We start from the raw sequence: 14,739 nt of genomic DNA, 5'->3' as shown, positions 1-14,739 counted from the left end.
ATGACGAACCAGATGATCGACTCCGGGGTCCAGCCGCCGGTCGGCCCCGACACCACCGCCGAGCGGATCCCCAGCAAGCAGCTGTCGAAATGGACGCTGTACACGCGCCGCTTCATGCGCAACAAGCCGGCCGTGTTCGGCATCGTGATCTTCGTCCTGCTGGCCCTGGCCTCCGTCATCGTGCCGCTGTTCGCGCGCTGGGAGGTCAACGAGATGGACTTCCTGAACCTTTCCACCGGCCCCTCGTCCGACCACTGGTTCGGCACGAACGCCTCGGGCAACGACACGTTCATGCAGACCTTCGTGGGTCTGCAGCGCTCGCTGATGATCGCCCTCGTCGTCTCCATCGGTGTGACGGTGATCTCGGCGATCGTCGGCACCGCGGCAGCCTACTTCGGTGGCATGGTGGAGCGGGTCACCCTGCTGGTCATCCACTTCTTCATGGTGGTGCCGACCTTCCTCATCCTCGCCCTCGTCTCGAACGACGCCGGCGGCGACTGGCGGGTCATCTCGCTCGCTCTGATCTTCACAGGCTGGTTCTTCCCCGCCCGCGTGATCTGGACCATGGCGCTCTCGCTGCGCGAGCGCGAGTACGTGCACGCGGCGCGCTACATGGGCGTGCCCGGCATGCGCGTGGTGCTGCGGCACCTGCTGCCGAACGTCGGCTCGCTGCTGGTGATCAACTTCACCCTGGGCGTGGTCGCCGCGGTCATGACCGAGACCGGCCTGTCGTTCATCGGCTTCGGTGTGAAGATCCCCGACGTCTCGCTCGGCTCGCTCATCGGCGAGGGAGCGGCCAGCGTCACCAGCGCACCGTGGCTGTTCTACTTCCCGGCCCTCGCCCTCACCCTGCTGACCGTGTCTATGGCGCTCGTCGCCGACGGACTTCGCGATGCCCTCGACCCCACCTCTGCGGCGGGAGGCCGTGCATGAGCAACGTACTCTCCGTCCGTGACCTCAAGGTCAGTTTCGCCTCGGAGGCCGGCCGCGTCGACGCCGTGCGCGGGGTCTCGTTCGACCTTGAGGCAGGCAAGACGCTCGGCATCGTCGGCGAGTCCGGCTCGGGCAAGTCGGTCACCTCGCTGGCCATCATGGGGCTGCTCGACGAGAACGCGCGAGTCACCGGCTCCATCCAGTTCGAGGGCGAGGAGCTGCTCGGCAAGACCGACAAGGAGATGTCGGTGATCCGCGGCAACGGCATGGCGATGGTCTTCCAGGACCCGCTCACCTCGCTCACGCCGGTGTTCACGATCGGCGATCAGCTGATCGAGGCGCTCACGGTGCATCGCAGCCTGTCGCGCGCCCAGGCATGGGAGCGCTCGCTCGAGCTGCTGCGCCTGGTCGGCATCCCCGAGCCCGAGAAGCGGATGAAGTCGTTCCCGCACGAGTTCTCCGGCGGGATGCGCCAGCGCGTGGTCATCGCCATCGCGATGGCGAACAACCCGCGCCTGATCATCTGCGACGAGCCGACGACGGCCCTCGACGTGACCATCCAGGCGCAGATCCTCGACCTCATCGAGAAGGCACAGGACGAGACCGGCGCCGCGGTGATCATGATCACTCACGACATGGGCGTGGTGGCGCGCACCGCCGATGACGTCATGGTGATGTACGCGGGCAAGCCCGTCGAGCACGCCCCGGCGCACGAGTTGTTCCACCGCACCCGGATGCCGTACTCGATCGGCCTGCTCGGCGCGATCCCCCGCGTCGACAAGGTCGAGAAGGAGCCGCTGACACCCATCAAGGGCAACCCGCCGCTGCTGATCGACCTGCCCGACGCGTGCCCGTTCGCCGCGCGCTGCCCGATCGCGCTCCCGGCGTGCGTGCAGGGCGAGCCTGCGCTGCTGCCGGTCGTCACCGGCGGCGGCCAGTCGCACCTGGCGGCGTGCATCCGTGCCGACGAGATCGACGACGACGCGCGCATCGGCGGGCTGCCGGTGTACCCGGTCGCCCCGATCCCCGAGAGCGACCTCACCCGCACGCCCCGCGAGCAGCGTCCGGTGACGCTCGAGGTGCGCAACATGGTCAAGACGTTCCCGCTGACCAAGGGCGCGTTCCTCAAGCGCAAGGTGGGCGAGGTGCACGCGGTCAAGGGCGTGAGCTTCGATGTGCGCGAGGGCGAGACCATGGCCATCGTCGGCGAGTCCGGTTCGGGCAAGACCACGACCCTGCTGCAGATCATGGACTTCGAGAAGCAGGCCGACGGCGACATCATCATCGCCGGCACAAGTGTGAACGAGCTGCACGATCGCAAGCTCGAGCGCCGGCTGCGCCGCGACATCCAGATCGTCTTCCAGGACCCGATGGGCGCGCTCGACCCGCGCATGACGGTCACCGACATCATCGCCGAGCCCATGCGCGCCATCGGAATGGATAAGGACGAGGTCAACAGCCGGGTGCACGAGCTGATGGACCTGGTGGGGCTGAACCCCGCGCACCGCGACCGCTTCCCCGGCGCGTTCTCGGGCGGCCAGCGCCAGCGCATCGGCATCGCTCGGGCGCTGTCGACCAATCCGAAGATCATCGTGCTCGACGAGCCGGTCTCGGCGCTCGACGTATCGATCCAGGCCGGCGTGATCAACCTGCTCGACGAGCTCAAGGTCAAGCTGGGACTGTCGTACCTGTTCGTCGCCCACGACCTCTCCGTCATCCGCCACATCGCGGATCGGGTCGCGGTCATGTACCTCGGCGAGTTCGTCGAGCACGGCGACGTCGACGAGGTCTTCGACAACCCCCAGCACCCCTACACGCAGGCGCTGCTGTCGGCGATCCCCGTGCCCGACCCCGACATCGAGCGCACCCGCCAGAGGGTCGTGTTCGATCCGGAGACCATGTCGACACGTCCGGCCACGGTCTGATCACCGTCCGATAACGGTTAGTCACGATTCACTGTCGCGCCCGCCGGGGTCGGAAAGCGCGAACTATTCTCCCCATATGACACGCCGCAAGGCGAAAGGAGCACCATGAAGCAGCAGAAGCTGATGGGAGCGCTGGCACTCACCGGCGCTTTCGCACTCGTCCTCACCGGGTGCGCCTCTGACACCGGCGACAACGGTGGCAGCGGCGACAACGGCAGCGCAGCCGAGACCTCGGCCGCGGACTACAACCCGCAGCCGCGCGAGAACCTCAAGGAGGGCGGCACGGTCAACTTCCCGATCAACGAGATCCCCGAGCAGCTGAACGCCTTCCACGGCGACGGCAGCGCTGACACCGCCCGCGTCGCCGCGTGGTACATGCCCCAGATCCTGCTGCAGAAGCCGGACGGCACCCCGTACAAGCACGACGCCTACCTCGACGAGTGGAAGATCGACACGGTCGACGGCAAGACCCAGATCACCTTCACGTTCACCGACGAGGCGACCTGGAACGACGGCACGCCGATGGACTGGACCGCGATCGACGCGACCTGGAAGGCCAGCCGCTCGACCGAGGAGGGCTTCGTCCCGAACGCCACCGACGGCTACAAGGAGATCGAGAAGGTCGAGCAGGGCGACACGCCCAAGACCGCGATCGTCACCTTCAAGGGCGAGTTCGCGTGGCCGCAGATGCCGTTCCTCACGGGCATCATCCACCCGTCGCTGGCCGACCCCGACACCTTCAACACGGCGATGATCGACGACCCGCACGCCGAGTGGGGCGCCGGTCCCTACACCGTCGACGAGTTCGACGCGAACAAGGACTTCATCTCGTTCAAGCCGAACGAGAAGTGGTGGGGCGACAAGCCGCTGCTGGACGAGGTCACCTTCAAGGGCATGGACTCGCAGGCCTCGATCAACGCGTTCAAGAACGGCGAGATCGACATGGTCGGCGTGGGCACCAAGGACCGCCTCGCGCAGGTCAAGGACATGAAGGACATCGAGATCTACCGCGCGCAGCAGACGGCCAACACGCTGCTCGAGGTCGACGCCGAGAAGCCGCAGTTCGCAGACGTCAAGGTGCGCGAGGCGTTCTTCAAGGCCATCGACATCAACCAGCAGAAGAAGATCGCCTGGAACGGCCTCGGATACGAGGAGGAGCCGGCCGGTTCGCTGACCCTCTTCTCGTTCCAGCCGGGCTACACCAACGCGCTCGAGGAAGCCGGCTACAAGTTCGACGTCGAGGGCGCCAAGAAGCTCCTCGACGAGGCGGGCTGGAAGGAGGGCTCGGACGGCATCCGCGAGAAGGACGGCGTCAAGCTCTCGGTCACCTACCCGATCCACAACGACGACCCGACGCAGAAGGCCCTCGCGCAGTCGATCCAGGCTCAGGAGAAGGCCATCGGCATCGAGGTCAAGGTGGACGTCCGCCCGTCGAACAAGTTCGCCGAGGACTACAACACCAAGAACTGGGACATCTTCAGCCTGCGCTTCACCTCGTCCGACCCGTTCGGCGCGGCATGGTTCTGCCAGCTGTACTGCCAGGACATGGGCCTGAACCTCTCTGGCGTGCAGACGCCTGAGATGGATGAGCGCATCCACGAAGAGGTCGAGTCGATCAACGACCCCGAGAAGCAGACGGCTGCGGCCATGAAGCTCGAGGCCGAGATCTTCCAGGACTGGGGCCTCATCCCGCTGTACAACGGACCGTCCATCTCGGCGGCCAAGACGGGCCTCGCCAACCTGACCCCGGAGCCCTACGTGGGTCTGGACCTCTTCGGCGTGCAGCCGGTTGAGAACGTCGGCTGGGAGAAGTAAGCACAGCACGATCTGAGCGGGGCCGGTGGTTCATCCACCGGCCCCGCTTTCTTCATATGCTGAGAGGGTGAGCGTCCAGGTCGTCCTCGTGCACGGCATCCGCACGTCGGCCACGATGTGGCGCTCGCAGCTCTCCTGGCTCGCCGAGAACGGCATCCCGGCGACGGCGGTCGACCTTCCCGCGCACGGCACGCGGATGCAGGAGGACTTCACCCTGCACGAGGCGCTGCACACGATCGACGCCGCCGTACGGGCGGCGGCCGAGCACGGGCCCGTGCTGCTCGTCGGGCATTCGATGGGCGGACTGCTCTCGCTCGCCTATGCCGGCGGAGAGGACCCGCCGCCGCTCGCGGGCACCGTCGCGGTGTCGTGCACCGCGCTCCCACGCGGCACGGCGCTGCGGGCGTACCGGGTGCTGGCCGGTGCGATGAACTCGCTGCCGGGCCGGGGTCAGTGGCTCACCGATCGGGTGCTCGCAGCGACCCTGCCTGTCGACACGCGCGGCGACTTCGCGGCCGGCGGATACGCGTTCGACGCCCAGGATGCCGCCTTGAGCAGCCTCGCGACGCTCGATCTCGAGACCGCGCTCGCGCGCATCCGGGAGCCGCTGTGGTTCGTGAACGGGCAGTTCGACCAGCTGCGGGTGAACGAAGCGCTCTTCCAGCGTCTCGCCCCGCACGCCGAGCTGATCGTCGTGCCCCGCGCCACGCACCTGGTCACGGCGATGCGCCCGTCGGTATTCAACGCGGTGCTGCGACTCGCGTTGGCCACGCTGAATGCCGGGAGCTGAGGACGCTGTCGATCAGGCGCGGCACCGACCCGTTCAGCATCTGCCCTTCGCTGCTGGTAGTGTTGGTTCTTGGCTTGCGTGTGGGTTCGTCCCTCACGACCGCTGTGCGGCGTCCCTCTACCGTCGGCAGCACTCCGAATCCCATCCAGACAGAAGGTGTCCGCACGTGGCAAACATCAAGTCGCAGATCAAGCGCAACAAGACCAACCTGAAGGCTCAGGAGCGCAACCGCGCCGTCAAGAGCGAGCTGAAGACGCTGGTTCGCAAGACCCGCGAGGCCATCGCCTCCGGCGACAAGGAGGCCGCAGAGGGCGCCCTCAAGCTCGCGTCGGTGAAGCTCGACAAGGCCGTCAGCAAGGGCGTCGTGCACAAGAACCAGGCGAAGAACCGCAAGTCGGCCATCGCCAAGAAGGTCGCCGCTCTCTGAGCTCTTGACAGGCTCAGGGCCCGAATAGGCCCGGATGCTTCGAAGGCCCGTCCCGTTCGCGGGGCGGGCCTTCTGCTGTGTCAGGACGCGAACGCGTCGCGCGTGGCGACGACCGTGACCATGCGCTCGAGCGCGAAGATCGGGTCGCGTGCGGCGCCCTTCACCTCGGCGTCGGCGCGGGCCGCCGCTTGGATCGCCATGCCGAGGGAGCGCTCGTTCCACCCGGCGAGGTCTTTGCGCGCGCGATCGACCTGCCAGTCCTTCATCCCCAGCTGCTGCGCGAGCTGACGGCTGGGCTCACGGCGGCCGGCAACGCGCGCCATGGTGCGCAGCTTCATGGCGAAAGCCGCGACCATGGGCACGGGATCGGCGCCGGATGCCAGGGCGTGGCGCAGCGCGACGAGGGCCTCGCCATAGCGGCCGGCGATCGCGGTGTCGGCGACGACGAACGCCGACACCTCAACGCGGCCGCCGTAGTACTTGGTGATGACGTCGTCGGTGATGTCCCCCTCGACGTCGCCGATGAGCTGCTGACAGGCGGCCGCGAGCTCGGTGAGGTCATCGGCGAAGGCCGAGACGAGCGCGCGCAGCGCGGTCGGCTGGATGCGCTTCTTCACCGCCTTGAACTCGCCCGCCGCGAAGTCGACGCGGTCCGAGTCCCGCTTCACCGCGGCACACGGGATCTCGATGCCGCCGCCGATGCCGGCACGGACCGCATCGAGCAGCTTCTTTCCGCGCACAGTCGCTCCGGTGTGGCGGAGGATCACGGTCGCGCCTTCCTGCGGCGCCTCGACGTAGCGCACAGCCTCCTGCAGGAAGGCATCGGTGCATTTCTCGACGCCGGCCACGCGTACCAGCCGTGGTTCGCCGAACAGCGAGGGCGAGGTGAGCGCGAGCAGCGCGCCGGCCGCGTAGTCGTCGGCGCGGATGTCGCTGACCTCGAGCGCCGGATCCTCTGCGCGCAGGTAGTCGCGGACGCCGGCGATCGCGCGCTCGGCGAGCACCTCTTCGGGCCCGGAGACGAGAACAATCGGCGCCGGGCGCGGTTCACGCCATGACACCTGTGGGATCTTGGCGCCCTTCGCGGCCGTGCTGCGTGCCGAAGAACGGGGAGCTGCCATGCTCACAGCCTACCGGCGGGTGCCGACCTTCATTCCTGACGCTCGGTCCACACGACCAGCCGCCCCTCCGCCTCGCCGAGCAGCACGAGCCCACGCCGATCGGTGCGCAGCGCGCGCGAGCCCGCCGCCTCGAGAAGCGCCAGCGCCTCCTCGCGCGGATGCCCGTAGTCGTTCTTCGCGCCCACGCTGATCAGCGCCGCCGGCGCGGCGATCTGCGCGTACAACGCCGGCTCCTGGTCGCGGCTGTCGTGGTGCGCGACCTTGACCACCGCGTACTCGCCACGCACCCGGCCGCTCGCGAGCAGCTGACGCTGCGGAGCGGCCGAGAGATCGCCGAGCATGAGCATCCGGGGCACTCCGCCGTCGGCGATGTCGACGACGATGCTGGCGTCGTTGCCGCTGGGGAACGCCGCCGAGTCCAGCGGCGGCCAGACGACCCGCCACTCGGCCGATCCGAGTGTCCCGCCGGTGCCCACCGCTCCGCGCTGCAGGGTGGCGCCGCCCGCCGCCAGCTCATCGAGGATCCGCTGATCGGCGGGCTCGGCGACCGGTCCGTGCAGCACCGTGCCGACGCGACCGGCGAGCGAGGTCGCCGCACCGACGTGGTCGAGGTCGAAGTGCGTGAGCACGAGCAGGTCTATGCGGTCGGTGCCGGTCTGCGCCAGACACCTGGCGAGGGCGTCCGGATCCGGCCCGGCGTCGACGAGGGCGGTCTGCTCTCCCGAGCGGACGAGCACTGCATCGCCCTGCCCGATGTCGCAGGCGGCGATCGACCACGCCGCGGGAGTGGTCATGGATGCGAGCGGCCCGCTCAACAGCATCCGTGCGATCGAGGCGGCCAGCGCGATGACGACGACGGCCGCGGCCGCCAGCCGCAGCCGACGCGAACGTGGGCGGACGAGCACGAGCGTGACCGCGGCGCTGAGCACGGCGACGACGCAGGCCGCAGCCGGCCCCGCCGGCACCGCGGCGGTGGCTCCGGGCAGCGCCGCCAACACGGTCGCGGTCGTCTGGATCCAAGCTGCGGGCAGCCACGCCGCCGCCGCGAGCAGGTCCGCCAGCGCGGGCACGGGAGAGGTGAGACACGCCAGCAGCCCGATCACGGTCGCGATGGGCGCGGCGGGTGCGGCGAGGAGGTTGGCGACGACTCCGATCACCGACTGCGTTTCGGAAAACAGCGCGACGATCGGCCCGCACACCAGCTGCGCCGCCAGCGGCACCGACAGGGCGAGAGCGAGCGGTACGGGCATCCAGCGCCCTAGCCCGCGCAGCAGCGGACGGGACAGCACCAGCAGCGCCGCGGTCGCGGCTGCCGACAGCGCGAAGCCCGGTGTCGCCGCCAGCCAGGGATCGACGATGAGCAGCCCGCAGACGGCGAGCGAGAGCATCGCCAATCCCGCGCTCGGCCGGCCGAGCAGCAGGGTGAGCATCGCGAGCGCGGCCATCACCGAGGCGCGGATGACGCTGGGCTCGGGTGTGACAAGCACGACGAAGGCTCCCAGGGCGAGCAGCGAGAGTGCGATGCGCAGGCCGCGACCGCCGCCGAGGAGCGAGACGAGCCAGAACACGGCCGCGACCACGATCGCGCAGTTGGCCCCGCTGACGGCCGTGAGGTGGCTGAGTCCGGATGCCAGCATCGCAGCGCTGACGTCTTCCGACACGGCTCTCGTGTCGCCCACGGCGAGGCCGGGCAGCAGGCCTGCGCCGGGCTCCGGGAGTCCACTCGCGCGCTCGATGAACTCGGCGCGGGTGGTGGCCGCCACGGCGAAGATCCCGGATGCCGGCTGCGCCACCTCCGCGCGCGAGCCGAAGAGCACGAGCGCCGCCCGCTCCCCCGGCGCCGTCCGCTTGCCCTGCCCGGTCACCTGCAGCACCACACCGAGATCCGCCCCGTCGATCGGTGCGATCCCGACACGCACCTGGCCGGCGATGCGCACCGGGTGGCCGGGTGGACCGATCGCGATGGTCTGCGCATCGAACCAGAGACGGCCGTCGCTGCCGAGCGACGCCGAGGAGCTCACCTCGACCAGCGCCGCGATGATGTGGCCGTCCTGCGCCGCGAGGCCGTCGCGGGCGGGCTGCGCCGCGCCGACGGTGGCGGCGAGACCCGCACCGCACAGCAGCACGAGCACGGCGAGCCCGGCTCGGCGGCGACGAGCCGCGATCAGCAGCGCCGCCGCGACGAGGCTCACCGCGATCACGGCGGCGACGAGTCCCGGCACGTGGATGAGCAGCAGCGCGATCGCCCAGAGCGCCACCGCCACCGCCGACATGCGCAGATCCTTCACACCCGTACCTTCTCGCGCACACCGGCGAGCAGCTTCTCGCCGATGCCCGGCACGGCCAGCAGGTCGTCGACAGAGCGGAAGCGTCCGTTCTCGTCCCGCCAGTCGATGATCCGCTGCGCCAGCGCCGGGCCGATGCGCGGCAGCGTCTCGAGCGCCGCCTGGTCGGCCGTGTTGAGGTTCAGCACACCGTCGGAAGCGGCCTCGCCGCCCGCTCCGCCCGGCGCAGCATCGGTCGCCGCCTCCGCGCCGATCTCAGGCACGACGATCTGCTCACCGTCACTCAGCGGACGGGCGAGGTTCACGGCCTGCAGGTCGGCCGAATCCAGGGTGCCGCCGGCAGCCGCGAGAGCATCCACCAGCCGGGCGTCCTGATCGACGATGTACAGCCCGGGTGTGACGACCTCGCCGAGCACGTGCACGTAGAGCCCCTCGGGCGGCGCCACCGCAGAAACGTCACCCGATCCGTCGGTCGTCTCGGCAGAGGACGATGCGTCGTCGAGCGCGATGCTCTCGGCGGGAGCCGCCTGACCGCGCAGGATGCCCCAGCCGACCGCAGCCGACAGCACCACCAGTCCCAGCGTCACCGCGGCGCCGATGCCCAGCCTCAGACGCGGGCGTGCGCGCACATCCGGGTCTGCGGGCTCGTCGGCTGACACCCTGACACGCTAGGCCGCCGGCTCGCGGACGCCTACCGCGGATCCCGGCGCCTGTGCACAACTCGCGCGGGAGCGCGGGCTGTGCACAGCCGCAGAGAGCGGTCGATCAGCCCTTGACGGCGAAGTTGACGATCTTCGGCGCGCGCACGATCACGCGCACGATCTCCTTGCCCTCCAGCGCCCGCTGCACCTTTTCGTCAGCCCGGGCGGCTGCCTCCAGGTCGGCGTCGGAGATGTCGGCGGCGACCTCGAGGGTCGCGCGCACCTTGCCGTTCACCTGCACGGCGGTGGTCACGGTGTCTTCCACGAGCAGTGCGGGTTCGGCATCCGGCCATTGCACGGCGCTGACCGACGGCTCGTGTCCGAGCCGGGCCCACATCTCCTCACCCGTGTGCGGCGAGATGAGCTCGAGGATCATCGCGACGGTCTCGGCCGCCTCTCGCACCGCCGGGTCTGCTGCTCCGGCGCCGGTGTCGATCGTCTTGCGGATGCCGTTCACCAGCTCCATGAGACGCGCGACGACGACGTTGAACTTCGTCTGCTCGACGAGCGCCGGCGCGTCCGCCAGCAGGCGGTGGGTGATGCGGCGCAGCGCCGCGTCACCGGCATCCGGAGCGGTTCCCGGCTCGCTCGTCACCTCGTCGGCGACGCGCAGCGCGCGGGAGAGGAACTTCTGCGCCCCCGACAGCGAGACGCCGTTCCACTCCTTGTCGTCTTCCACCGGTCCGGCGAATGCGAGGCCCAGGCGCAGAGCGTCGGCGCCATACTGGCCGAGCAGGTCGGACAGCTCGACGAGGTTGCCCTTGCTCTTCGACATCTTCGCGCCGTCCATGATGACCATGCCCTGGTTCACCAGGTTCGAGAACGGCTCCTCGAAGTCGATCAGGCCGAGGTCGAAGAGCACCTTGGTGATGAAGCGCGCGTACAGCAGGTGCAGAATCGCGTGCTCGACACCGCCGAAGTACCCGTCGACCGGCGCCCAGCGCCTGGCCTGCTCGGGGTCGAACGCGAACTGGTCGCTGTCAGGCGACAGGAAGCGCAGGAAGTACCACGAGCTGTCGACGAACGTGTCCATGGTGTCGGCGTCGCGCAGCGCGGGCTCGCCCGACGCGGGATCGACCGTGCGCACCCACGACTCGGCCGCACCCAGCGGCGACGAGCCCTTCGGACGCAGGTCGAGCCCGTCGACGCTCGGCAGCTGCACGGGGAGGCGGTCCTCCGGCACGGGGACCACGCTGCCGTCGTCGAGGTGCAGCATGGGGATCGGAGTGCCCCAGAAGCGCTGACGCGAGATCAGCCAGTCGCGCAGACGATAGTTCTTCGCCGCGCGGCCGGTGCCCGCCTCACCCAGCTGAGCGATGGTGCGGGCGATGGCGTCGGCCTTGTCTACGCCGTCCAGGTCGCCCGAGTTCACCAGGCGACCGTTGCCGATCAGCGCGATGCCGGTCACGGCGGGGTCGAGTTCGGTCAGGTCGCCGCCCTCGTTCGCGCCGCCGATGACCGTCGTGTCGACGACCGTCTTCACCGGAAGGTCGAACTCGCGAGCGAAGTCGAGGTCGCGCTGGTCGTGCGCGGGCACGGCCATGACCGCGCCGTGGCCGTAGTCGGCCAGCACGTAGTCTGCGGCCCAGATGGGCATCCGCTCGCCGTTCACCGGGTTGACCGCATAGCGCTCGAGGAACACACCGGTCTTCGGACGGTCGGTCGACTGGCGTTCGATCTCGGTCTGCTTCTGCACCGTCTCGAGGTAGTCCTGGAAGCGCATGCGCACCTCGGACGACGAACCGGATGCCAGCTCCGCGGCCAGATCGGAGTCGGGGGCGATCACGAAGAAAGTCGCTCCGTGCAGCGTGTCGGGGCGCGTGGTGAACACGGTGACGGGCTCGTCACGACCCTCGATGACGAAGTCGACGTCGGCGCCGGTGGAGCGGCCGATCCAGTTGCGCTGCATCTGGAGCACCTTGTGCGGCCAGTGGCCCTCGAGCGTGTCGAGGTCGTCGAGCAGCCGGTCGGCGTAGTCGGTGATCTTGAAGTACCACTGCGTGAGCTTCTTCTTCACGACCTCGGCGCCGCAGCGCTCACAGCGGCCGTCGACGACCTGCTCGTTCGCCAGCACGGTCTGGTCGTTGGGGCACCAGTTGACGGCGCTCTTCTTGCGGTACGCCAGCCCGCGCTCGTACAGCTTCAGGAACAGCCACTGGTTCCACCGGTAGTACTCCGGGTCGGAGGTGTGCAGCACACGCGACCAGTCGTACGACATGCCGTAGCCGCGGAAGCCGGCCTTGTGCTGGTCGATGTTCTTGTAAGTCCACTCGCGCGGGTCAGCGCCGCGCTTGATCGCCGCGTTCTCGGCGGGAAGGCCGAACGAGTCCCACCCGATCGGGTTCAGCACGTTGTGACCGCGGTGCCGCCAGTATCGGGCGACGATATCGGGATACAGGTAGTTGATGGCGTGCCCCATGTGCAGGTCGCCCGACGGGTACGGGAACATGCCGAGGATGTACTTGCGCGGCCGATCGTCGTCGTCGCCGCCCGCCACGAACGTGTCGTTCTCGGCCCAGTACTCCTGCCACTTGAGCTGGATGTCGTGTGCGGACATCACTTCAGGGGACTCGGCGTGGGACGCGTGCTCGGTCAAGGAACGGCCAATCTGACGATGCGGAACGGCCCGGAAATCGGGCCCTTCCAGGGTATCGCGAGCGGCGCGCGGTCAGGAAACCGGCAGCAGGCCGCGCCAGGGCTCGGGCAGCACCGCGCCGAGCGCGGCGAGCGGGGCACGCGCCTTCGTCGCGACCTCCGCAGCCTCGGCATCCGGCTGCGACAGCCAGGTGATCCCGCCGCCGGCGCCGACGGATGCCGTATCCGCGTCGATCATGATCGTGCGGATGACCATCGCGAGGTCGACCCTGCCGTCGATGCCGACGTGTCCGAAGCATCCGGAGTACACCCCGCGCGGGGCGCGCTCGAGGCCGTGCAGAATCGTCATCGCCGACAGCTTCGGCGCACCGGTCATGCTCCCCGCCGGGAACGCGGCGTCGCACAGATCGCCGAAGGTGACTCGGTCGCGCAGCCTCACACTGACCGTGCTCACCAGCTGGTGCACCGCAGGATACGTCTCCACCTCCCAGAGCCGCTCGACCCTCACCGTGCCGGGTACGCCGACATGCGAGAGGTCGTTACGCATGAGGTCGACGATCATGACGTTCTCGGCGCGCTCCTTGGCATCCGCCCGCAGCTCTTCAGCGAGTCGCCTGTCTTCCGCCGGCGTGGTTCCCCGCGGCCGGGTGCCTTTGATCGGACTCGTCGACGCGCGCCCCCCGGCCGTGCTGAGGAACTGCTCGGGACTGGCGCTGAGCAGATGCTGCTCCCCCACTCTCACGTAGCCGCCGTGATGTGCGGGCGTCGCCCGGCGCAGGCGCCGGTAGACGGCGAAGGGATCGGCGGGCCGAGCGGCCGTGAAGCGCGTGGTGAGGCACAGCTGATAGGCGTCTCCGCGCCGGATCGCCGCACGGCACTCCTCGACGAGGGCGGTGTACTCGGCGACGTCGTGCCGTGACGAGGCGGTCTGGGCGCACGCGGTCGGGGCCACAGGATCGAGCGGGGGTGCGGCGAGCGCGTCGTTCACCTCCGCCGCCCATGCGTCGACGTCGGCCTGCGGGGCGAGGGCGTGCACGGCGCCCGTGGCGTGGTCGACCGCGACGGCCCGATCCACGGCGATCCAGGACGGCATCGCCTCGCTCCCTGCGACCGGAGCGCCGTTCGCCGCGGCACCGTGCTCGTACGGCAGCCACCCCACCCAGCCGCCGAGGAACGGGATTCCGGATGCCTCGGCCGGCGCCGTCAGGTCGACGCGGCGCACCGCGTCGACGTCCTGCTCGAGGGCGCCCGTGCCGATCACGCTCCACCCGTCGTGCGGGTCGATCCCGGCATCCAGCCAGAAGGCGTGGTCCGCTGCGGCGAACAGCCGCGCGAAGAGCGACTCCGTCTCGGCGCGCGCCGAACCCGCGCGGGGCAGCACGGTACGGGCGGTTAACATGGCGGGTGCGGGCACCTTCACAGCGTATGGCTCCGCCGCAGGCTTTACGCTCATGGGGTGAACGACTTCGTGCTCTGGGTCATCGAGGCTGTTCAGTCCGTCGATCCGGTGCTGCGCACCGTGCTGGCCGGAGTGGCGATCATGCTCGAGACGAGCATCCTGATCGGTCTGGTCGTGCCGGGTGACACGGTCGTGCTCGTCGCAGCCATCGGCGTCGACGGGTGGGCGGAGGGCGTCGCGCTCGGGGCGACCGTCGTGATCGGCGCGCTGCTCGGCGAGTCGATCGGCTTCTGGCTGGGAACATGGGCGGGTCCGTACATCCGCGCGTCGTGGCTGGGGCGGCGGATCGGCGAAGAGCAGTGGAGACGCTCGGAACGGTACCTGCGTCGCCGCGGCGGTGTGGCGATCTTCCTCTCCCGCTTCCTGCCCGTGCTGCATTCCCTCGTTCCGCTGACGGTGGGCATGAGCGGGTACGCCTACCGCCGGTTCATCGCCTGGACGCTGCCGGCCTGCGTGCTGTGGGCGGGGCTGTACGTGGGCGTGGCCGCTACCGCTGCGGGCAGCTATCCCGAGCTGTCCGAGCGGGTGCACTATGCGGGGTACGTGTTCGTCGGGGTCATCGTCGTGCTGCTCGTGGTGCTGTTCGTCGGCAAGAAGCTGCTCGCCCGCCGCGAGGAGCGGCACATGCGCCGCTCCGGCGAATCCGATGAGGGCGGCCGGCAGTCGGGGCAGTGACCGCCGCGCGCGA

The 14,739-nt window shown here is 69.4% G+C and carries 11 protein-coding genes; 6 read left to right on the top strand and 5 right to left on the bottom strand.

What is annotated here, in order from left to right:
* From PGB26_RS09765 to rpsT, 5 genes are all read left to right on the top strand, one after another.
* Window positions 1-933: an ABC transporter permease gene (locus tag PGB26_RS09765; RefSeq protein ID WP_271637431.1), complete on the top strand. Its 933-nt coding sequence runs from the start codon at window positions 1-3 to the stop codon at window positions 931-933.
* Window positions 930-2,858, top strand: coding sequence for an ABC transporter ATP-binding protein (locus tag PGB26_RS09760; RefSeq protein ID WP_271637430.1), 1,929 nt, complete (start codon window positions 930-932; stop codon window positions 2,856-2,858). Before PGB26_RS09765 ends, PGB26_RS09760 begins: the two co-directional genes overlap by 4 nt.
* Window positions 2,859-2,963: 105 nt before the next feature.
* Window positions 2,964-4,673, top strand: a complete 1,710-nt coding sequence (locus PGB26_RS09755) for an ABC transporter family substrate-binding protein (protein ID WP_271637429.1) — start codon at window positions 2,964-2,966, stop codon at window positions 4,671-4,673.
* A gap of 67 nt (window positions 4,674-4,740) precedes the next feature.
* Window positions 4,741-5,463: an alpha/beta fold hydrolase gene (locus PGB26_RS09750; protein WP_271637428.1), complete on the top strand. Its 723-nt coding sequence runs from the start codon at window positions 4,741-4,743 to the stop codon at window positions 5,461-5,463.
* Window positions 5,464-5,629: 166 nt separating this feature from the next.
* Window positions 5,630-5,890 (top strand): 30S ribosomal protein S20, encoded by a 261-nt coding sequence (gene rpsT, locus PGB26_RS09745; RefSeq protein ID WP_099194666.1) that lies wholly within the window; start codon window positions 5,630-5,632, stop codon window positions 5,888-5,890.
* 80 nt (window positions 5,891-5,970) lie between these two features.
* Here rpsT and holA read toward each other — a convergent pair whose 3' ends face one another.
* The 5 genes from holA to pabB all read right to left on the bottom strand — a co-directional run bounded on the left by holA (window position 5,971) and on the right by pabB (window position 14,006).
* Window positions 5,971-7,011: a DNA polymerase III subunit delta gene (gene holA, locus PGB26_RS09740; protein ID WP_271637427.1), complete on the bottom strand. Its 1,041-nt coding sequence runs from the start codon at window positions 7,009-7,011 to the stop codon at window positions 5,971-5,973.
* A gap of 29 nt (window positions 7,012-7,040) precedes the next feature.
* The gene (locus tag PGB26_RS09735; RefSeq protein ID WP_271637426.1) at window positions 7,041-9,284 is read right to left on the bottom strand and encodes a ComEC/Rec2 family competence protein; all 2,244 of its coding nucleotides are present in this window, start codon (window positions 9,282-9,284) and stop codon (window positions 7,041-7,043) included.
* 11 nt (window positions 9,285-9,295) lie between these two features.
* On the bottom strand, window positions 9,296-9,955 hold the full coding sequence (locus PGB26_RS09730) for a ComEA family DNA-binding protein (protein WP_271637425.1): 660 nt from the start codon (window positions 9,953-9,955) through the stop codon (window positions 9,296-9,298).
* Between the two features lie 106 nt (window positions 9,956-10,061).
* On the bottom strand, window positions 10,062-12,554 hold the full coding sequence (leuS, locus tag PGB26_RS09725; protein ID WP_271637424.1) for a leucine--tRNA ligase: 2,493 nt from the start codon (window positions 12,552-12,554) through the stop codon (window positions 10,062-10,064).
* Window positions 12,555-12,665: 111 nt separating this feature from the next.
* Window positions 12,666-14,006 (bottom strand): aminodeoxychorismate synthase component I, encoded by a 1,341-nt coding sequence (pabB, locus tag PGB26_RS09720; protein WP_271637423.1) that lies wholly within the window; start codon window positions 14,004-14,006, stop codon window positions 12,666-12,668.
* 42 nt (window positions 14,007-14,048) lie between these two features.
* Between pabB and PGB26_RS09715 the strand changes: the two genes are divergently transcribed.
* Complete coding sequence (locus tag PGB26_RS09715) at window positions 14,049-14,726, top strand: DedA family protein (RefSeq protein ID WP_271637422.1); 678 nt, start codon at window positions 14,049-14,051, stop codon at window positions 14,724-14,726.
* Window positions 14,727-14,739 lie beyond the last annotated feature (13 nt).

It is taken from the genome of Microbacterium sp. nov. GSS16 (assembly GCF_028198145.1).
GTDB lineage: Bacteria > Actinomycetota > Actinomycetes > Actinomycetales > Microbacteriaceae > Microbacterium.
Note: the sequence above shows the minus strand (reverse complement) of the source record. Positions and strands in the feature narration are given on the sequence as shown.

Coding starts and splice junctions, on each gene's coding strand:
- PGB26_RS09765 (WP_271637431.1), top strand. CDS start 1: ATGACGAACCAGATGATCGACTCCGGGGTCCAGCCGCCGGTCGGCCCC.
- PGB26_RS09760 (WP_271637430.1), top strand. CDS start 930: ATGAGCAACGTACTCTCCGTCCGTGACCTCAAGGTCAGTTTCGCCTCG.
- PGB26_RS09755 (WP_271637429.1), top strand. CDS start 2,964: ATGAAGCAGCAGAAGCTGATGGGAGCGCTGGCACTCACCGGCGCTTTC.
- holA (WP_271637427.1), bottom strand. CDS start 7,011: ATGGCAGCTCCCCGTTCTTCGGCACGCAGCACGGCCGCGAAGGGCGCC.
- PGB26_RS09735 (WP_271637426.1), bottom strand. CDS start 9,284: ATGTCGGCGGTGGCGGTGGCGCTCTGGGCGATCGCGCTGCTGCTCATC.
- leuS (WP_271637424.1), bottom strand. CDS start 12,554: ATGTCCGCACACGACATCCAGCTCAAGTGGCAGGAGTACTGGGCCGAG.